Below are 17,565 nucleotides of genomic sequence, written 5' to 3'. Positions count from 1 at the left end.
TCTCCAATTAGGTTTTTCCGAGCGGCTACTTCACCCGAATGACTTCGAGGAAATAACCATCCGAAAACTATCGAAAAGAGCGATTGCTCATTTTGAAACATCTGACGAGAATTTACATTCTCTACTTTTGAAATCACCAAGGTGATTCCCACTCACTCGTTGTTCAGTTTTCAAAGACCAATTCAATGCTTTTCCTTGTCGTCGTCTTTGTCAGCGGCGACTTTTATAATATATCACAGTGTTATTCGTTTTGGCAAGTGTTTTTTTGAAAAAAGTTTTTTTCGTTTTTCCTTGCCGTGCATACTCTCTTTTAAAATCAAAAGGAGCGCGAGATATAATGTATCACGCACGCTCCTATTAAGTCAACACTTTTTATGAAATTAATGGCCAAGCACACATATTTATAGGCAGCAGCTCAATATTTTAATGCTTAAACTGGGACGACCGGCCGCCCCATGCGTATTTGGACAGCTCCTTTTGCGGAGCAAACCGTGCGTACATACGGAAAACGGTTTTATATCGGTTAGCAATTGCATGCCTGATATTTTGGTCCAAGCGCTGATCGCTTAAATCAAGAAGCATTTCGTCGAGCTCTTTTCGCAGAACATAATCCAGCTCCTTACATTCCTTTTCATTGAACAACATCCCCAACATATGCTTGGCCTCCTTCATCATATTTTAAGTTTCGAAACCTTGAGCGCTGCTATTTGTGTGTTAGAAGTTAGTCCATTGATGGAGATCCTGCGAGAATACCCGCTTACACTAGATTAACCGGAGCATAGGAACTATAACCATAATTGCTAAAATTCTCTTAATAGTCCGCATATCCTCAAGTGAGTTGTCTGATGTAAAGAATCCCCATATCTTAATGGCCTTAATGGTATGCTCAATTTTTAGAAATTTTATGATAAAAGCGCTAATGTAATTGTACTCTCAATAATTGCGGCTAGCAGCAGCAGGAGCACAATCCAGACTGAAGCCGTCAATGTCTGCCGCATAAATTCAGGCCAGCTGTTATCCCTGCTTCTTCCGATCATACTCTTAACAACCCTGCCGCCAAAATGAAGCCCGAAAGCACAAGCGATAATAATAGCCGGAATTTCAATGATCCCGTGCGGAAGCAGCCCTTTTACTATAAGGTCGAACAAATCTACTCCCTGCTGGGCTGATAAATGAATCAGATAGCCGATAACTGCACCGTTTATCAATAAAAAGAATGCAGGTACGATACCAAACAGCGCACCCAAAAAGATAACCGCTACACTTTTAATGCTATTGTTCAAAAAAATAAAGGTGAAAAAGCTCCATTCCGGATTATCCGAATCCATAAGCTTTCCGCTGATGCTGCTTAACCCTTCAAGCTGCTGCGCTAGCAGCCTTTGCAGACTGTCGGTGCCGATCCAGCCGAGCACTCCCCCCGCCAGAAAGAGTATTAGCGCCAGAAGCAGCGCCTTACGGATTGCTCCCAGATCTTTAATAAACCTTGTAAACGAGAACATAAAGGCCTCCTGTATTGTGTAGTACAAGCTGTGAAAGAGATTTCTAGTCCGGTTGAGGTCATAAGCGTTAGGTACGAGCATACATTTAGAACAAACAAGCCATTTCGTATGGGAGAGGAGCGCTGCTAGTATGAATTCTTTTTATGTATTCAGCGGCAAAAAGATAAAACGGTTCATTTACATCTTTGCCGCTGCGCTTCTGGCCGCTGGTGTTGTATACGTGGAAAGGGGTAACATTACCGTATTCTCTGATGCCCAAGCCCCGTCTGCCATTTACAGTGTGCCAACGCAAAAGAAGCTGATCGCTTTAACCTTCGACATTAGCTGGGGTGAAAAGCGGCCTGAACCGATCCTGAAGGTGCTGGAGGACAAAAAGGTAGACAAGGCCACCTTCTTCCTCTCCTCGCCGTGGAGCAAAACGCATCCGGAAATCGTCACCAGTATTAAGGAATCAGGCTTCGAAATCGGAAGCCACGGGCATAAGCATGTTAATTACAGCACCCTCAGCAATGAGGAGATCCGTACACAAATTTCAACTGCCCACACTGTATTGACTGAATTAACAGGCAAAGAGCCTAACCTGATCCGTATGCCGAATGGTGATTTTGATAAAAGGGTGCTTCAGGTCGCCACCGATCTGGGTTACAAGGTCATCCAATGGGATACAGATTCTTTGGACTGGAAAAATATCGGTGTAGACAATATCGTCAACCGGGTTACGAGTAAGGCTCATCCGGGGGATATTATCCTCCTGCATGCCAGCGACTCCTGTAAACAGACCCATGAGGCTCTACCGCAGATCATTGATAACCTCCGCAGCCAGGGATATGAATTCGTCACTGTATCTGAGCTGATTAGCCAGAGCAGCGCCGAAGGCACAGAAGTCCGTGATTCCGCTTCACTGAATCAGGGGCTCGAAGACGCCGCGGGAATGTAGCTTTATCGTATCATTCATGCGTACCGCATTGTCTGGCTTCTCCCTTTAATGGCGCGGGGATATGAGTTCTGATATCTCAGGCGTAGGCGTATCCAGCTTTGGATAGCTGAGGTCGAGACTCTCCAGCGTTTGGACTACAATGGACAATGCCAGATAGTTGCGGTACCAGCGGTGATTAGCCGGAATCCAGTACCAGGGTGCCTGCTCTGTTCCGGTTTCCCGGAAGACATCCTCATAAGCCTTTTGATAATCGTCCCAGTATTCCCGCTCCTGCAGATCACTGGCATCGAACTTCCAGTGCTTAGTCGGATCATGAAGCCGCTCCTGGATTTTCTCCAGCTGCTTCTCCTTCGAGATATGCAGGAACAGCTTGATTACTGTCGTGCCTTCCTCCACCAGCATTTCCTCAAACTGGCGGATGTAGCGGAAGCGCCGTTTCATGTCCTTCTTCTTAAGACTGCCGTGTACCCGGGGTACAAGGACATCTTCATAATGAGAGCGGTTGAAGGCAGCGATATAACCCTTGGGCGGGGTCTTCATATGCACTCTCCACAGAAAATCATGTGCCTCCTCCTCAAGAGACGGCTTCTTGAAGCTGGTAACAATAAAGCCCTGGGGGTTAATGCCGGAAAAGATATGCTTCACCGTTCCATCCTTTCCGCTTGAATCCATGCCCTGCAGAATAACCAGCAGCGAATGCTTCTTTTGGGCGAATAGGATATCCTGCAGCTCGGCAAGGCGTTCCTTCAGCTTCTCCATTTTGGCTGCAGCTTTTTCTTTGGAGTCAAAGTCACCGCGTTCTGACGGATCGAGCTGGCTCAGAATGTTTTCACTTGTGTCTTTTATCATATAACGCTTAATGTTCATATATGCCCCTCCCTGCTTAACTGATTTCATTGACTTCCGGCGGTACAGTCGTTGCTTATTTTGTGTAAGCTGTCCTTTAAGATTAACCTTTCTGATTTCATTTTAATCGCGCTGGAATGAACAAGAAAACCCCGGTCTCTTTCTTAGAGCACTGGGGTTTTGGTATGGATTACTGTAATGACGGCTGCGGTTTAAGGATATGGTGCAGCCGTAAAATCTGGAACGCATTACAGGCAATCAGCGGAAGAACAATAAACACAGTGGCATTATCTACGCCGATCTGAAGCACACCTATCGTCTCCACAATGGTAATGGCAGTCATGAAGAAAAAGGTCGGAATTGCTGCGGCAGCTTTTGTGCTGCGCACTTTGAAATACGATACGGCCGCAGCTGCAATCAGAATTCCACTCCCCAGGAGAAGGTCAGCTCCGCCTGCTCTTTCTCCTCCGAGAAAGGCCCTCAGGAACACCAGCTCAAGCAGGGCCACCACAGCCAGTACCAGCTGTATGTACTGCCACGCTTTGCGGGAAAACACGCCGTTCCCCATGTAATTGAGGATCAGGTAAGCAAAAAAACCCAGCTGTGCGTAAACGCTCACAAGCATTCCGGAACCAAGCAGTATAAGAAGGTACAGAAGCAGATCTGCCGCGCTTTTAAAGCTTATACCGCCATTAACTGTCTGCAGTACAAGTCCGGTCAAACCGGCCGCGGCAGCGCCTATCAGAAGTGTGGTCCAGAACAGGTGATACCATTTCCTTATACTCAGCCACTCCACCTCCCCTGTGTCAGATTTATTTTACCAAGCCTGCCGTCAAAAAACCATCATGTCTGCGTTATAACCTGTGACCCCGTGCGGCATACTACCCTCAGGATTCCTATAAAGGAGGGCAGCGCCAATGAAGTGGAGGAGTTTGTTGTCTGGAGGCCTGGTACTAAGCCTGGTACTCACCTTAACAGCCTGCGGAGGAGAACAGAGCAGTTCTTCCAGCCAGATGGGATATAAGGAAATGAAGACGATGGTTGTTGATATATTAAAAAGCGATGAAGGTAAAAAGGCAGTCGAGGAAGCTTTGACCACCGGCTCCGGTACTGAAGGCAGCAGCGTTAGCGGGCTAAGCATGAAAATGATGCCGCTGCAGACAACGGAACAGATCCGGATTGCGGTTAAAGATACAATCACCGCCCCCGAGTACCAGAAGGAAATTGAGAAAATCATGACTGATCCGACCTTTGCGGGCGAATTCGCCAAAGCCATCAACAGCCAGAGCAAAGAGCTGCACCTGCAGCTAATCAAAGACCCGACCTATCAGAAATCGATCGAAGAAATTATGAAGTCGCCTGAAATGATGAAAATGTTCCTGGATCTTACCAAGACTTCCGATTACCGCAAGCAGTCCATGACCATTATGCAGGAAGCGATGCAGAACCCGCTCTTCCGTATGGAAGTGCTGGGATTGCTTAAAACAGTTGTTCAGGACGAGCTCCAGCCTAAGGTTCAGAAAAAGGGTGATGAGAAGGCAGGCGGGTCCGGCGGCGATCAGGAGAGCGGCGGGGACAGCTCGAAGCAGGAGGGCGGAGACGATTCCGGCTCTTAAATAAAAGAGGCTTATCCCTATATGCGGATAAGCCTCTTTTTTAGGTGCTTGCGTAGTGCTTATTGTTCGTATTTGGCAATCAGTCTGTCTGCAACCTCCGCGAATAGCTGTGCCGTCTTAGTCTCCGCTTTGTATACGGAAGGTGAGAAGTCCGGCTCTGAAATATGGTTGTCCGGTGCGCCAAGCGGCACCTGGGCCAGCAGCTCCGTATGAAGCGTCTCTGCCAGCCTGGCTCCTCCGCCGCGTCCGAAGATATACTCCTTCTGCCCGCAGGAGGAGCATTCATAATAAGCCATGTTCTCGATGACGCCCAGTACCTCGTGATCAGTCTGAAGCGCCATAGAACCCGCTCTGGCTGCTACAAAGGCTGCTGTGGCATGCGGGGTAGTCACAATAATCTCTTTGCTGTGCGGAAGCATCTGGTGTACGTCCAGCGCCACATCGCCTGTACCAGGCGGAAGATCAAGCAGCATATAATCAAGTTCGCCCCAGCCTACATCGCCGAAGAACTGGCGGAGCATTTTGCCCAGCATCGGCCCTCTCCAGATAACCGGACTATTCTCACGTATGAAAAAGCCCATCGACATTACTTTTACTCCAAAACGTTCCACCGGAATAATGGTTCCGTCCTCTACAACCGGACCCTCTTCAATCCCCATCATGTCTGGAATGCTGAAGCCGTAGATATCGGCATCAATCAGCCCTACCTTCTTGCCCTTGCGCGCCAATGCTACTGCAAGATTGACGGTTACGGTCGACTTGCCGACTCCCCCCTTGCCGCTGGCCACTGCAATGAACTTCACACCCGAGTTCTCATCCAGCAGTTCATGGTCCTCAAGGCCTGCTGCGTGCCCCTTCAGTGACGTACCCTGCTCTAGCTCCTGCTTGTCCGGTGTGCTCTCTCCGCGCAGAAGAGAACGCTCATAATCGGTTGCATCACGCAGCCTGATATGAATGTTCTGTAGTCCTCCTCCGGTCAGCAGATCACGCACCTGCTGCTCCAGTTCCATCCGGCTTGCTTCCTCTTCTTCAAGACAGACAATCGATAAGGAAATTCTGTCTTCTTTAATCATAATGTCACGAATCAGCTGCAATTCAATAAGGCTTTTTCCGGATTCCGGGTCGGTAAGCGGCTGCAATAATTCCTGAATTTGTTCCCTGGTCTGCATGGAAAGCACCTCTGTTTCTTTCCGGAAGGGTAAGGCTCCGGTTTTTGGTCTTATTATAGCATTACCCTTTAACTGATGAGTAGTCCCAGCTCACGGCTGCTCCGCTGCATAAGCCAGAATTCCCCGGTAAATACTCGTAGCAACCTTCCGCTGGTACACATCATCTCCAAGCAGGACGGACTCCCCGGGATGTGAGAGAAAACCCACCTCAACAAGGGCCGCCGGCATTTTCAGCATTTTCAGCAGATAGACTGTATTTACTGTTTTGGCGACACGGTTGGTATTCTCCAGCGTCGTGCGCAGCTCATCCTGAATAAATCCGGCCAATGCTTTGTTGCCTTCATTGTTCGGGTAAAAAAAGGTCTGCGCGCCGCTCCAGCGGTTTGAAGGCACACTGTTCATATGTACGCTTATGAAAAGGTCTGCCCCTTCCTCTTCAATACTGCGGACCCTCTGCTTCAGATCTTCCGTTTTCCGCTTTGAGTAGCCTTTTGTTGCTTCTCCGGCAAGATCATAGTCCCCTTCCCGGGTCATAACTACGATCGCGCCAGCCTGCTGCAGATAGTCCCGCAAATACAAGGAGACGGACAGGTTGATATCCTTCTCAATTAACCCGTTTTTGCTGACCGCCCCTCCGTCGGGGCCGCCGTGTCCGGCATCGATAGCGATTATTTTACCGGACAGCGGCAGGCTCCAGTAATTCAGCGTCTTCGCGGTAGGCATATCATAGGCTATGATGCCGATCATCACGGCCAGCAGCAGCATTCCGAGCATACTCTTTTTCACACTGCTCCAGGCAATCCAGACCGAGACCTTTCCTTCCTTTCGGCCAGACATAACAAAGACCCCCTCGTCCCGATAGATTCTACTCATCTATATGGGACAAGAGGGCCAAATAGTACCGGCTCTTTAATTTAGACGTTTACCTGCTCAGACATACCCTCAATCAGAATCTCTGCAACTTCAGGCCGGGTGAATTCCGGGGGAGGGCATTTCCCTTCACGGAGCAGTCCGCGCACTTTGGTACCGGATAATGTCAGATGCTGATCTGCCGGATGCGGGCAGGTTTTGCTGGAAGCCATATTTCCGCATTTCACGCAGAAAAAGCTGTGTTCGAAAAAGAGAGGGGTAATCCCCAAATCCTCTGCCGTAAAGTTGGAGAAAATCTCCTGTGCTTCATAGGTACCATAGTAGTCCCCTACCCCGGCGTGATCCCGGCCGACAATAAAATGCGTGCAGCCGTAATTTTTGCGGACCATAGCATGGAAAACTGCTTCTCTTGGACCTGCATAACGCATCGCTGCCGGGAATACGCCCAGGAAGGTGCGGTCAGCAGGATAGTAGTTCTCCAGCAGCGCCAGGTAGCTCTTCATCCGAACATTCGCAGGAACGTCATCCGATTTGGTCTCACCCACCAGAGGATTGAGGAACAGGGCGTCTACAACCTCCATAGCACACTTCTGGATATACTCATGGGCACGATGCACAGGATTACGTGTCTGGAAGCCTACAACGGTTCTCCATGCCTTCTCAGCAAAGATCCTACGGGTCTCAGCAGGGTCAAAATAGAACTCTCCGAACTTCTCCGGCTGCGGGCGGTTAAGCACTCTGATCGGTCCTCCTACATACGTAGACGGACGGGCCAGCAGTTTGCTGACACCTGGATGTGCGGGATCAGTAGTTTTGAATACATTCTGAGCTTCGGCCTGCTGGTCTACACTATAGATACTCTCAACAGCGAGCAGACCATAGATAACGCCATCATCCTCACCGATAAGAGAGACTGTATCCCCTACCGCAAGGCCGGAAGCAACCTTCTCTTCTACAGCCAAAGTAACAGGAATACTCCACACCGTGCCATCAGAAAGGCGCATATTGCTCACTACTGAATGGTAGTCTCTTTCATTCAGGAAGCCGGTAAGCGGTGAAAAGGCTCCAACCCCAATCAGATCAAGATCAGATATCGTCCATGTATTAATTGCAATCGACTTGTTCTCTGAGGCTTGCTGCAGCAGTTCTTCTCTCTGCGCTCCCTCCACAATACGCTGAATCAGTGTTCCTCCGTGTGGAAGTATAGACGTCATCTGGTTACTCTCCTCCTGTGTATTAACATTGATATGAGTGCCTGATTATTTATGCAGTCCGCATTCTGTCTTCTCATTACCTGACCATCTGCCGGCACGGGGGTCTTCTCCAGGCATTACAGCCCGGGTGCACTGCTCACAGCCGATACTCGGGAAGTTACGGTCATGCAGCGGGTTATAGACTACATTGTTAGCACGGATATAATTCCATACATCCTCAGAAGTCCAGTCAGCAATCGGATTAAACTTTACCAGACCAAATTTATAATCGTACTCCACTTTTTTGGAGTTGGCACGGGTCGGAGCCTGGTCACGTCGGATACCGGTAATCCATGCTTCATACTGGGACAGAATCCGGGTAAGCGGCTCTACTTTGCGGATAGCGCAGCATTGATTAGGATCAACACTCCAGAGATTATCACCATATTGCTGAATCTGCTCATCGACAGAGATCTGCGGAGATACCCGGACAAACTCCAATCCGTATTTATCCGCCATAACATCTCTGGTCTCATACGTTTCTTTAAAATGGAAGTCTGTATCCAGATAGAATACATCTGTTGAAGGGCTTACCTTCTGAAGCATATCGACAAGCACTACATCTTCAGCACCGAAGCTGCAGGCAAATGTAATGTTGGGAAAAGTCTCTACCGCCCAGCGGATAATTTCTTCGGGTGAAGCACTCTCCAGTTCCTCAGCCTTAACCTTAATCAGATCCTCTTTCTCAAGCAGATTCATTATTGTACTCCTCCATCCTGATATCTAAAAAGTGCCTGTTCCGTCAATTCCAACTATTCTTATATGGAATAGTATAAGCGATGCACCGCTGAAGTCAATACTTTTTTCCATTATGGGTTAAAGTCGCTGGCAGGAATAAATCGGAGGCTGCAGGAGAATATAAAAAGCCTCTGACCCAAAAGGGCCAGAGGCTTGAAATCCTTGAAAGAAAAGGAATATTAACGTTTCGAGAACTGTGGAGCGCGACGAGCAGCTTTGAGGCCGTATTTCTTACGTTCCTTCATACGTGGGTCACGAGTCAGGAAGCCGGCTTTCTTCAGCGTACCGCGATATTCAGGGTCTACTTTGAGCAATGCACGGGAGATCCCGTGACGGATTGCGCCAGCTTGACCGGAAATGCCGCCACCGTGTGCAAGTACGATTACATCGTAGCTGCCAAGTGTTTCAGTCAGGTTCAAAGGTTGTCTTACGATCATCTTCAGTGTTTCTACACCGAAGTACTCATCCATCTCACGTTTGTTAATGACAATGCGTCCTTCACCCGGTACAAGGCGAACACGTGCTACCGAATGTTTACGACGACCTGTCCCATAGTATTGTACTTGTGCCATGAAACTGTCCTCCTCTATTCTTATCCGCGAAGTTCGTAAACTTCAGGTTTTTGTGCTGCATGTGGATGCTCTACGCCTGCATAAACTTTAAGTCTCAGCTTCATATGGTCGCCTTGACGAGTCTTAGGAATCATACCGTGTACAGCAGATTCAATCACACGCTCAGGTTTAGTCTTCAGCAGCTGATCAGCAGTTGTTACTTTCAGACCGCCTGGGTGCATCGAGTGACGGTAGTATTTCTTGTTCTGCAGTTTCTTACCTGTCAGGTGAATCTTCTCAGCGTTGATAACAATTACGAAATCACCAGTATCAACGTGTGGAGTGAATTGCGGTTTGTGTTTGCCACGGATCAGAGCAGCGGCTTCGCTAGCCAGACGACCAAGTGTTTTGCCTTCGGCATCAATAATGTGCCAAGTGCGTTCAACTTCGTTCGGCTTCGCCATATAGGTGGTACGCATGAATGTTTCCTCCTTGTTCTCGTACGAAAATCATCTGTTTCGTATATCTAATTTCTCATTGGAATTACGATTAAGTTAGTTAAGTAAAGCTTGTTTGGTTGGCATTTTCTTGATCGGGGCTGTGGGATAGCCATCAAGAAAACACAACTTTTATATTACAGCATAAACATGACAAGTGCAAGTGATTTTTAATCCAGATCTGATTTATTTTCTGTTAGAAGATAATGGTCTACCGAACATTTATTCATTGTCCTCATCATATTCCACACTCCATAGTGCAAGCCCCTTGGCAACAGCCGTAGGACCTGCCGCAGCGCGGTCGCATGCAGCCAGAATATCCGCCACTTTGTCCGCCTGGTACTTACGTTCACCCACCTGAATTAGCGTTCCCATAATAATACGGACCATGTGCTGCAGAAATCCGCTGCCGGTAATATAAGTATGAATAACTCCCTGATCATCCGAGCCGGGCCGGCACATACTGCGGTCAATCTCCATATGAGCTTCATAGATCGTCCGTACATGGGAGGTCTTGGTAGACTTCCGCGAAGCAAACGAGGTGTAGTCATAGGTACCCACTAGATGTGCCAATCCCTGCTGCATAGCCGCTACATCCAGCTTCAGTGGATGATGCTGCTGCCAGCGCCGCTGGAACGGATCGGGAAACCGGTTCCCGTTAATCGTGTACCGGTAGGTTTTACGCTTAGCCCCCCTGCGAGAGTGGAACGATAGCGGAACCTCCTTCGCCTCTGTAACAACGATATCCTTCGGTAATCTGGCGTTAAGCGCCAGACACCAGCGTTCCAGCGGAATTTGTGAGGAAGTCAGGAAGTTGAACGGCTGGCCGTAAGCATGAACTCCCGCATCTGTCCGTCCCGAGGCTGTAATCTTCAGCGCATCACCGGTCAGATGAAGAATTGCCTGCTCCAGCCGATCCTGAATCGTATTGCCCTGAGGCTGGGTCTGAAAGCCATCATAATGGGTTCCGTCATAATTGACCTTCATCAATAGATTGCGCATTCCATTTTTCCTTTCAAGCTGCTGCTCAGCTCACTTAACCGTAATTCAATTTCACAAGTAGAAACGGCTTATCCGTCCTAACAGACGGTAGCCGTTTCTGCAAGAAATATAAGGATGATTTACAGCGTAAAACATCCTTATATTTAAAAAAAAGAGCCCCGGCGGGAGCTCCTTCTACTCTTTACAAGGTGATTCCCGCGGTTATTGGGACAGCAGGGTCATAACGCCCCTGCAGCACAATAACAATAATACTTACTGCCCATTCTCCGGAGATCATGAACTTAAAGAGTACAAATCGGAAATCATGACTTGTATACTTACGCGCGGTCTACCAGTTCAAGATAAACCATAGGCGCAGCGTCGCCACGGCGAGGTCCCAGCTTCAGGATACGAGTGTATCCGCCTGGACGCTCTGTGTAACGAGGAGCAATATCAGAGAACAATTTTTGGATTGCATCTTGTTCACCATCTACAGTCTCGCGACGAACAAAAGCAGCTACTTGACGGCGAGCATGAAGATCGCCCTTCTTAGCTTTAGTGATCAGTTTCTCAGCGATGGAACGAACTTCCTTCGCCTTGGCTTCCGTTGTCTGGATGCGCTCGTATAGGAACAGATCCGTTACCATGTCACGGAACAATGCTTTACGCGCACTGGAATCACGGCCCAATTTTTGGTATGCCATTTGTTTTCCCTCCTTCACTCAAGTACTCAAGCAATTGAATTACTATTCTTCTGTACGAAGACCCAAACCAAGCTCTTCAAGCTTCTCTTGAACTTCTTCCAAAGATTTGCGGCCCAGATTACGGACCTTCATCATATCTTCTTCAGTTTTCGTAGTAAGCTCTTGTACGGTATTGATACCGGCACGTTTGAGACAGTTGTAGGAACGGACAGAAAGATCAAGCTCTTCGATTGTCATCTCAAGCACTTTTTCTTTTTTGTCTTCTTCTTTTTCTACCATAATTTCGGCGTCCTTCGCTTCATCCGTAAGACCTACGAATAAAACAAGGTGTTCGTTCAAAATTTTGGCTCCGAGGCTTACTGCCTCTTCCGGTCTGATACTGCCATCTGACCAAACTTCCAGCGTCAGCTTGTCATAGTTAGTCACTTGTCCGACACGAGTGTTATCAATGACATAGTTTACGCGGGAAATCGGGGTGTAGATAGAGTCAACCGGAATTACACCGATTGGCTGATCGTCGCGTTTGTTCCGGTCTGCTTGGACATAGCCGCGACCACGGCCTGCAAAAATGCGCATGTGAAGTCTCGCGCCAGGTCCCAGCGTTGCAATATGAAGATCCGGGTTGAGGATTTCAACATCGCTGTCCGCACGGATATCACCTGCGGTAACAATGCCTTCACCCTCAGCATCAATCTCGAACACTTTCTCTTCGTCTGAATGAATCTTCAGGGAAAGAGCTTTTAGGTTCAGAATGATTTCCGTCACATCTTCCATTACGCCAGGAACGGTCGAGAACTCATGCAAAACGCCGTCAATTTGGACCGAAGTCACTGCGGCTCCCGGCAGGGAGGACAGCAGAATCCGGCGAAGTGAGTTCCCCAGAGTCGTGCCATATCCACGTTCCAGCGGTTCAACTACGAATTTCCCATAGGTTCCTTCATCATTGGCTTCTACGGTCTCAATCTTCGGCTTTTCGATTTCTATCACGAGTGTACCCCTCCTTCAAACGTCGCTCCTATATGAAACTGTCACCCCATCAGGTGCATCATGTAGTATGCCTAAACACCTATTATTAGCAGATGCGTCAGAATTATACCACAATCACAATTCTGATTTCACTATACGCGACGACGTTTTGGCGGACGGCATCCATTGTGAGGAACCGGAGTTACGTCTTTAATGAGGTTTACTTCAAGACCAGCGGCCTGAAGGGAACGGATGGCAGCTTCGCGGCCCGCACCCGGTCCTTTAACCATAACTTCAACGGACTTCATGCCGTGTTCCATAGCTGCTTTAGCAGCAGATTCGGCTGCCATTTGCGCTGCAAATGGAGTCGATTTACGGGAACCTCTGAATCCTTGACCACCGGAGCTTGCCCAGGAAATTGCATTTCCGTGAGGGTCCGTGATCGTAACGATAGTGTTATTGAACGTGGAACGGATATGTGCCACGCCAGACTCGATATTTTTCCGGTCGCGACGTTTTGTACGTACGACTTTTTTCGGTTTAGCCATTGTCTCTTATCACCTCTTCTTATTTCTTTTTGTTTGCTACCGTACGGCGCGGGCCTTTACGGGTACGAGCATTGGTTTTAGTGCGTTGACCGCGAACAGGCAATCCACGACGGTGACGAACACCGCGGTAACACCCGATCTCAGTAAGACGCTTAATATTCAAGGAAATTTCACGACGCAGGTCACCTTCAACCTTGACCGATTTGTCGATCGTTTCACGCAGTTTGCTGACTTCATCTTCCGTCAAATCACGGACACGTGTGTTAACGTTAATGCCTGTTTCATTAAGAATTTTCTGGGAAGTCGTTTTACCGATTCCGAAAATATAAGTCAAGGCGATCTCAACGCGTTTGTCACGTGGCAAATCCACACCAGCTATACGAGCCATTTTACGCTACACCCCCTTCTTAACCTTGTTTTTGTTTGTGTTTCGGATTTTCGCAAATTACCATAACAGTCCCTTTGCGGCGGATGACTTTGCATTTTTCGCAAATGGGCTTCACAGAAGGTCTTACCTTCATGTTAATTACCTCCTCAAAGTTTTGCGACGCAAAACTTTCGTTGTAGTTCCCATCTATTTACGGTAAGTTATACGGCCTTTTGATAAATCATAAGGCGATAACTGCACGACCACTTTGTCTCCGGTTAGGATACGGATAAAGTGCATCCGCAATTTCCCGGACACATGGGCAAGAATTTGATGACCGTTCTCAAGCTCAACCTTAAATGTTGCATTCGGCAACGGCTCAATGACCGTTCCTTCTACCTCAATGACATCTTCTTTAGCCACAGTTAGTCTCCTTTCTCATAAGCACTTTTTCCAGCTGGATCGCCATATTTCATCACTGCGAACCGCAGTTTTCCATTGGTTACCCGGCCGGTTTCTTCCAAACTGTTCACAACCTCAATGCTTATGAAGGGTATGAGCTCCAGATGATGAATATTCTTCTTCTTCGGCCCGTCAAACTTTCGTTTGTCTCCGTCAGCAATGAATACAAACCTGCTGTCAACAACTGCGATAACAACGGCAGCCTCTCCGGCATCCTTGCCTTTGAGAATTCTCACGATCTGACCAACCTGCGGGCTGCTCCCGGTATTCACGTGAAGATCACCTACGCATTCAGTTTTGTGAAAATTTCCATGCCGTCCGGTGTAACTGCTACTGTATGCTCAAAGTGGGCACAGAGTGAACCGTCTACCGTAACGACCGTCCAGTTATCTTCCAGAGTTCTGACATATCTGTCCCCTGCGTTTACCATCGGCTCAATCGCGAGTACCATACCCGGCTTCAGACGTGGCCCGCGGTCCGCTATGCCATAGTTCGGAATTTGCGGTTCTTCATGCAGTTTTGCCCCGATGCCATGGCCAACATACTCGCGCACGACGGAGAATCCGGCGTCCTCGATGTACTGCTGGATCGCATGGGAAATTGTAAACAAGCGCACATCCGGCTTAACTAACGCCAGTCCTGCGTACAAGGAGCCTTCTGTGACATCCAGCAGACGCTGGGCCTCATCAGAAATGCTGCCTACTCCGTAGGTCCAAGCGGAATCACCGTGATAACCGCGGTACTCAGCACCAATATCCAGCGTAACAATGTCGCCTTCGATCAGTTTGCGTTTGCCCGGAAACCCATGCACCAATTGTTCGTTGACTGAAGCGCAAATGCTGGCAGGAAAACCGTTGTAACCTTTGAAAGATGGCACTGCACCTTGACTGCGAATGTATTGATCGGCGATTCTGTCGAGTTCTCCGGTGGTGATCCCAGGCTGGATGGCCTCAGCAATCAGCCGGTGACTCTCGGCAACAATTCGACCAGCTTCCCTCATATAGGCAAGTTCCTGTTCGGATTTACAAATGATCATTACATTAACCCCGCAGTAAAGATACAATTTCGGAAGTAACGACGTCGATTTCGTTCTCTCCGTTTACCTGGCGCAACAGACCTTTATTCTCATAGAATGCAAGCAAAGGCGCTGTCTTATTATCATACTCATCCAGACGCTTGCCTACACTCTCTTCGTTGTCATCCGGACGTTGATACAGTTCCCCGCCATCAATATCGCAAATGCCTTCTTGCTTCGGCGGATTGAAAATCAGATGGTAGGATGCACCGCAAACCTTACAGATCCGGCGTCCGGTAAGACGCGCCATCAGCAGTCCACGGTCTACATTCAAGTTGATCACATGATCCAGTGAAGTGCCGGCACGGCTTAAAAGCTCTTCCAGCGCTTCCGCTTGCGAAAGGGTTCTTGGAAAACCATCCAATAAGAAACCTTTTTCGCAATCGGACTGCTGGAGCCGTTCCTCAACGATTCCAATGGTCACATCATCAGGTACAAGCAAGCCTTGATCGATATAGGACTTGGCTTTCAGCCCGACGGGTGTCTGCTCCTTAATTGCTAACCGGAACGCGTCGCCTGTCGAAATATGCGGAATGCCGAGTTCTTTTACAATAACAGCTGCCTGTGTTCCCTTGCCTGCCCCAGGAGGGCCCATGAATAAAATGTTCACGTTTCTCTCTTCTCCCCCCAAAAGTTCGCCACCAAGCAAGAAACAGCACAATAGGTGCCGGCAAGTAAGTAGACCTTAGCTTCACCGGAACCTATCGCCTATTTGTTGATGAAGCCTTTGTAATGGCGTTTGATCAATTGGCTCTCGATCTGTTTCATCGTATCCAGTGCTACACCGACCACGATCAGCAGTGCGGTACCGCCAATCTGTACTTCACGTGGCAACCCGGATAGTGAACCAAAGAGTACCGGCATTACAGAGATCACTGCCAGGAACAACGCACCGGACATAGTCAGACGCGACATTACTCTAGTCAGATATTTCTCAGTTGCTTTACCTGGACGAATACCCGGAATGTATCCACCATTCTTTTTCATGTTGTCAGCCATTTGCTGCGGATTCATCTGAACAAACGTGTAGAAGAACGTAAATCCGATGATCATGATCACATAAAGGACCATACCGAGCGGCTTATCATGAGCAAGGTTGTTGGTGATCCATTTAGCCCATTCATGGGTTGACCAGAAGCTTGAAATTACAATTGGGAATTGAAGCAATGATACAGCGAAGATTACCGGAATAACACCTGCCGCATTGATTTTAAGCGGAATATGTGTATTCTGTCCACCGTACATTTTGTTACCGACTACTCGTTTGGCGTATTGCACAGGAATCTTACGAATCCCTTGCTGTACGAAGATAACTCCGACAACAATTGCCACAAGCACAATCAGTACGATAACGACTTTAAGAATATTCAGGAACATCTGATCCGGCTGAATAAAGCTTGATTGCGCCGTAGTCGTGATATATCCCGGAATGGCGGCGACGATCCCCGCAAAAATCAGGATCGAAATCCCGTTTCCTATTCCCTTTTCAGTGATCTGCTCACCAAGCCACATCAGGAACGATGTACCTGCAGTCAGTATGATCGCAATCAGCAGGTAATCAGCAAAGGTTGCATTTGGAATCATCTCAGTGCCGTAAATCCGGTTAAACCCGATGGAGGTCGCAAACGCTTGAATCAGACCGAGTACAACTGTACCGTACCGGGTGATTTGTGCCAGTTGTTTTTTCCCGTGCTCCCCTTGCTTAGCCCATTCGGCAAACTTGGGAACAACATCCATCGAGAGCAATTGCACGATGATGGATGCTGTAATGTACGGGTAAATACTAATCGCAAAAATCGAGAAGTTTTTGAGCGCTCCGCCCGAGAAGGTGTTCAAAAGACCCATCAAGGCTTCGCCGCCCTGATTTGCTGTCTCCAGTACTTCTTTGTTCACACCGGGAACCGGTACAAACGAACCGATGCGGTAGATGATCAGAACGAACAGGGTAAACAGGATCTTTTTGCGCAAATCTTCAACATGCCATATATTCTTAAGCGTCTTGAACATTAGATCACCTCGGTTTTACCGCCGGCAGCCTCGATTTTCTCTACCGCAGATTGAGAGAACTTATTTGCTTGTACAGTCAATTTAACGGCCAGTTCGCCATTGCCGAGGATCTTGATGCCGCTCTTGGAATTCTTGACAACACCAGTTTCAATCAGCAACTGTGGAGTCACTTCAGTTCCTTCAGCAAAGCTGTTCAGATCTTCCAGGTTCACAATCGCATACTCTTTACGGGTAGGATTGATGAAACCACGTTTAGGCAGACGACGATAGAGCGGGTTTTGACCACCCTCGAAGCCAGGACGAACACCACCGCCGGAACGGGAGTTCTGACCTTTATGACCGCGTCCGGACGTTTTACCGTTACCGCTACTTGGTCCGCGACCAACGCGGTTGCGTTCTTTACGGGATCCAGGAGCTGGAGCAAGTTCATGTAACTTCATCGTTTGCACCTCCTTATGTTTGTTAATTTATGCGAGGCA

The 17,565-nt window shown here is 48.3% G+C and carries 24 protein-coding genes; 2 read left to right on the top strand and 22 right to left on the bottom strand.

Going from position 1 to position 17,565, the window contains the following annotated elements; all coding sequences use genetic code 11:
- Positions 1–423: 423 nt before the first annotated feature.
- Together BN3772_RS22410 and BN3772_RS22405 are read right to left on the bottom strand one after the other, a co-directional pair.
- The gene (locus BN3772_RS22410; protein ID WP_025336637.1) at positions 424–654 is read right to left on the bottom strand and encodes a hypothetical protein; all 231 of its coding nucleotides are present in this window, start codon (positions 652–654) and stop codon (positions 424–426) included.
- 248 nt (positions 655–902) lie between these two features.
- Entirely contained in the window at positions 903–1,499 is a 597-nt protein-coding gene (locus tag BN3772_RS22405; RefSeq protein WP_042202361.1) for a stage II sporulation protein M, read from the bottom strand.
- 130 nt (positions 1,500–1,629) lie between these two features.
- Between BN3772_RS22405 and pdaB the strand changes: the two genes are divergently transcribed.
- Positions 1,630–2,436, top strand: a complete 807-nt coding sequence (pdaB, locus tag BN3772_RS22400) for a polysaccharide deacetylase family sporulation protein PdaB (RefSeq protein WP_042202359.1) — start codon at positions 1,630–1,632, stop codon at positions 2,434–2,436.
- A gap of 45 nt (positions 2,437–2,481) precedes the next feature.
- Here the strand turns inward: pdaB and BN3772_RS22395 are convergent, their stop codons facing one another.
- Positions 2,482–3,303, bottom strand: a complete 822-nt coding sequence (locus tag BN3772_RS22395; RefSeq protein ID WP_042202358.1) for a PPK2 family polyphosphate kinase — start codon at positions 3,301–3,303, stop codon at positions 2,482–2,484.
- Between the two features lie 169 nt (positions 3,304–3,472).
- Positions 3,473–4,078 carry a KinB-signaling pathway activation protein gene (locus BN3772_RS22390; protein ID WP_341872588.1) on the bottom strand — a complete coding sequence of 202 codons (606 nt, stop codon included), beginning with the start codon at positions 4,076–4,078 and terminating at the stop codon, positions 3,473–3,475.
- Positions 4,079–4,199: 121 nt separating this feature from the next.
- Between BN3772_RS22390 and gerD the strand changes: the two genes are divergently transcribed.
- Entirely contained in the window at positions 4,200–4,898 is a 699-nt protein-coding gene (gene gerD / locus BN3772_RS22385; RefSeq protein ID WP_042202356.1) for a spore germination lipoprotein GerD, read from the top strand.
- 59 nt (positions 4,899–4,957) lie between these two features.
- Here gerD and BN3772_RS22380 read toward each other — a convergent pair whose 3' ends face one another.
- From BN3772_RS22380 to rplO, 18 genes are all read right to left on the bottom strand, one after another.
- Positions 4,958–6,067 (bottom strand): Mrp/NBP35 family ATP-binding protein, encoded by a 1,110-nt coding sequence (locus tag BN3772_RS22380; RefSeq protein ID WP_042202354.1) that lies wholly within the window; start codon positions 6,065–6,067, stop codon positions 4,958–4,960.
- A 90-nt stretch (positions 6,068–6,157) separates the two neighbouring features.
- Positions 6,158–6,904, bottom strand: a complete 747-nt coding sequence (cwlD, locus tag BN3772_RS22375; protein ID WP_042202349.1) for an N-acetylmuramoyl-L-alanine amidase CwlD — start codon at positions 6,902–6,904, stop codon at positions 6,158–6,160.
- A 77-nt stretch (positions 6,905–6,981) separates the two neighbouring features.
- Complete coding sequence (gene sat / locus BN3772_RS22370) at positions 6,982–8,151, bottom strand: sulfate adenylyltransferase (RefSeq protein ID WP_042202347.1); 1,170 nt, start codon at positions 8,149–8,151, stop codon at positions 6,982–6,984.
- Positions 8,152–8,196: 45 nt separating this feature from the next.
- Positions 8,197–8,889: a phosphoadenylyl-sulfate reductase gene (locus tag BN3772_RS22365; RefSeq protein ID WP_042202345.1), complete on the bottom strand. Its 693-nt coding sequence runs from the start codon at positions 8,887–8,889 to the stop codon at positions 8,197–8,199.
- 218 nt (positions 8,890–9,107) lie between these two features.
- Entirely contained in the window at positions 9,108–9,500 is a 393-nt protein-coding gene (gene rpsI / locus BN3772_RS22360; RefSeq protein ID WP_036692433.1) for a 30S ribosomal protein S9, read from the bottom strand.
- Positions 9,501–9,520: 20 nt separating this feature from the next.
- Entirely contained in the window at positions 9,521–9,958 is a 438-nt protein-coding gene (gene rplM / locus BN3772_RS22355; RefSeq protein ID WP_042181050.1) for a 50S ribosomal protein L13, read from the bottom strand.
- 240 nt (positions 9,959–10,198) lie between these two features.
- On the bottom strand, positions 10,199–10,978 hold the full coding sequence (truA, locus tag BN3772_RS22350) for a tRNA pseudouridine(38-40) synthase TruA (protein WP_042202344.1): 780 nt from the start codon (positions 10,976–10,978) through the stop codon (positions 10,199–10,201).
- A gap of 317 nt (positions 10,979–11,295) precedes the next feature.
- The gene (rplQ, locus tag BN3772_RS22345) at positions 11,296–11,661 is read right to left on the bottom strand and encodes a 50S ribosomal protein L17 (RefSeq protein ID WP_019908254.1); all 366 of its coding nucleotides are present in this window, start codon (positions 11,659–11,661) and stop codon (positions 11,296–11,298) included.
- Between the two features lie 42 nt (positions 11,662–11,703).
- Positions 11,704–12,648 (bottom strand): DNA-directed RNA polymerase subunit alpha, encoded by a 945-nt coding sequence (locus BN3772_RS22340; protein ID WP_042181054.1) that lies wholly within the window; start codon positions 12,646–12,648, stop codon positions 11,704–11,706.
- Between the two features lie 131 nt (positions 12,649–12,779).
- On the bottom strand, positions 12,780–13,175 hold the full coding sequence (gene rpsK / locus BN3772_RS22335; RefSeq protein WP_039877381.1) for a 30S ribosomal protein S11: 396 nt from the start codon (positions 13,173–13,175) through the stop codon (positions 12,780–12,782).
- Between the two features lie 19 nt (positions 13,176–13,194).
- Positions 13,195–13,563 carry a 30S ribosomal protein S13 gene (gene rpsM / locus BN3772_RS22330; RefSeq protein WP_042181056.1) on the bottom strand — a complete coding sequence of 123 codons (369 nt, stop codon included), beginning with the start codon at positions 13,561–13,563 and terminating at the stop codon, positions 13,195–13,197.
- 19 nt (positions 13,564–13,582) lie between these two features.
- Entirely contained in the window at positions 13,583–13,696 is a 114-nt protein-coding gene (rpmJ, locus tag BN3772_RS22325) for a 50S ribosomal protein L36 (protein ID WP_003322638.1), read from the bottom strand.
- A gap of 53 nt (positions 13,697–13,749) precedes the next feature.
- Complete coding sequence (gene infA / locus BN3772_RS22320) at positions 13,750–13,965, bottom strand: translation initiation factor IF-1 (RefSeq protein WP_018753971.1); 216 nt, start codon at positions 13,963–13,965, stop codon at positions 13,750–13,752.
- 2 nt (positions 13,966–13,967) lie between these two features.
- On the bottom strand, positions 13,968–14,276 hold the full coding sequence (locus tag BN3772_RS22315) for a KOW domain-containing RNA-binding protein (protein ID WP_042202343.1): 309 nt from the start codon (positions 14,274–14,276) through the stop codon (positions 13,968–13,970).
- Positions 14,277–14,287: 11 nt separating this feature from the next.
- Positions 14,288–15,040: a type I methionyl aminopeptidase gene (map, locus tag BN3772_RS22310; protein ID WP_042202341.1), complete on the bottom strand. Its 753-nt coding sequence runs from the start codon at positions 15,038–15,040 to the stop codon at positions 14,288–14,290.
- 4 nt (positions 15,041–15,044) lie between these two features.
- Entirely contained in the window at positions 15,045–15,689 is a 645-nt protein-coding gene (locus tag BN3772_RS22305; protein WP_042181062.1) for an adenylate kinase, read from the bottom strand.
- 98 nt (positions 15,690–15,787) lie between these two features.
- Positions 15,788–17,086: a preprotein translocase subunit SecY gene (gene secY / locus BN3772_RS22300; RefSeq protein ID WP_042181063.1), complete on the bottom strand. Its 1,299-nt coding sequence runs from the start codon at positions 17,084–17,086 to the stop codon at positions 15,788–15,790.
- Entirely contained in the window at positions 17,086–17,526 is a 441-nt protein-coding gene (gene rplO / locus BN3772_RS22295) for a 50S ribosomal protein L15 (protein WP_020427058.1), read from the bottom strand. The genes secY and rplO overlap by 1 nt, the downstream gene beginning before the upstream one ends.
- Positions 17,527–17,565: the final 39 nt, after the last annotated feature.

This window comes from Paenibacillus camerounensis, assembly GCF_000723885.1.
Lineage (GTDB): Bacteria > Bacillota > Bacilli > Paenibacillales > Paenibacillaceae > Paenibacillus_AQ > Paenibacillus_AQ camerounensis.
The sequence above is the reverse complement of the archived record's forward strand: the minus strand, read 5'-3'. Positions and strand labels throughout refer to the sequence as shown.

Excerpts from the sequence above, each read along its gene's own strand:
- BN3772_RS22410 (WP_025336637.1), bottom strand. The coding sequence starts at position 654 with ATGTTGGGGATGTTGTTCAATGAAAAGGAATGTAAGGAGCTGGATTAT.
- BN3772_RS22405 (WP_042202361.1), bottom strand. The coding sequence starts at position 1,499 with ATGTTCTCGTTTACAAGGTTTATTAAAGATCTGGGAGCAATCCGTAAG.
- pdaB (WP_042202359.1), top strand. The coding sequence starts at position 1,630 with ATGAATTCTTTTTATGTATTCAGCGGCAAAAAGATAAAACGGTTCATT.
- BN3772_RS22395 (WP_042202358.1), bottom strand. The coding sequence starts at position 3,303 with ATGAACATTAAGCGTTATATGATAAAAGACACAAGTGAAAACATTCTG.
- gerD (WP_042202356.1), top strand. The coding sequence starts at position 4,200 with ATGAAGTGGAGGAGTTTGTTGTCTGGAGGCCTGGTACTAAGCCTGGTA.
- BN3772_RS22380 (WP_042202354.1), bottom strand. The coding sequence starts at position 6,067 with ATGCAGACCAGGGAACAAATTCAGGAATTATTGCAGCCGCTTACCGAC.
- cwlD (WP_042202349.1), bottom strand. The coding sequence starts at position 6,904 with ATGTCTGGCCGAAAGGAAGGAAAGGTCTCGGTCTGGATTGCCTGGAGC.
- sat (WP_042202347.1), bottom strand. The coding sequence starts at position 8,151 with ATGACGTCTATACTTCCACACGGAGGAACACTGATTCAGCGTATTGTG.
- BN3772_RS22365 (WP_042202345.1), bottom strand. The coding sequence starts at position 8,889 with ATGAATCTGCTTGAGAAAGAGGATCTGATTAAGGTTAAGGCTGAGGAA.
- rpsI (WP_036692433.1), bottom strand. The coding sequence starts at position 9,500 with ATGGCACAAGTACAATACTATGGGACAGGTCGTCGTAAACATTCGGTA.
- rplM (WP_042181050.1), bottom strand. The coding sequence starts at position 9,958 with ATGCGTACCACCTATATGGCGAAGCCGAACGAAGTTGAACGCACTTGG.
- truA (WP_042202344.1), bottom strand. The coding sequence starts at position 10,978 with ATGCGCAATCTATTGATGAAGGTCAATTATGACGGAACCCATTATGAT.
- rplQ (WP_019908254.1), bottom strand. The coding sequence starts at position 11,661 with ATGGCATACCAAAAATTGGGCCGTGATTCCAGTGCGCGTAAAGCATTG.
- rpsK (WP_039877381.1), bottom strand. The coding sequence starts at position 13,175 with ATGGCTAAACCGAAAAAAGTCGTACGTACAAAACGTCGCGACCGGAAA.
- rpsM (WP_042181056.1), bottom strand. The coding sequence starts at position 13,563 with ATGGCTCGTATAGCTGGTGTGGATTTGCCACGTGACAAACGCGTTGAG.
- rpmJ (WP_003322638.1), bottom strand. The coding sequence starts at position 13,696 with ATGAAGGTAAGACCTTCTGTGAAGCCCATTTGCGAAAAATGCAAAGTC.
- map (WP_042202341.1), bottom strand. The coding sequence starts at position 15,040 with ATGATCATTTGTAAATCCGAACAGGAACTTGCCTATATGAGGGAAGCT.
- secY (WP_042181063.1), bottom strand. The coding sequence starts at position 17,086 with ATGTTCAAGACGCTTAAGAATATATGGCATGTTGAAGATTTGCGCAAA.
- rplO (WP_020427058.1), bottom strand. The coding sequence starts at position 17,526 with ATGAAGTTACATGAACTTGCTCCAGCTCCTGGATCCCGTAAAGAACGC.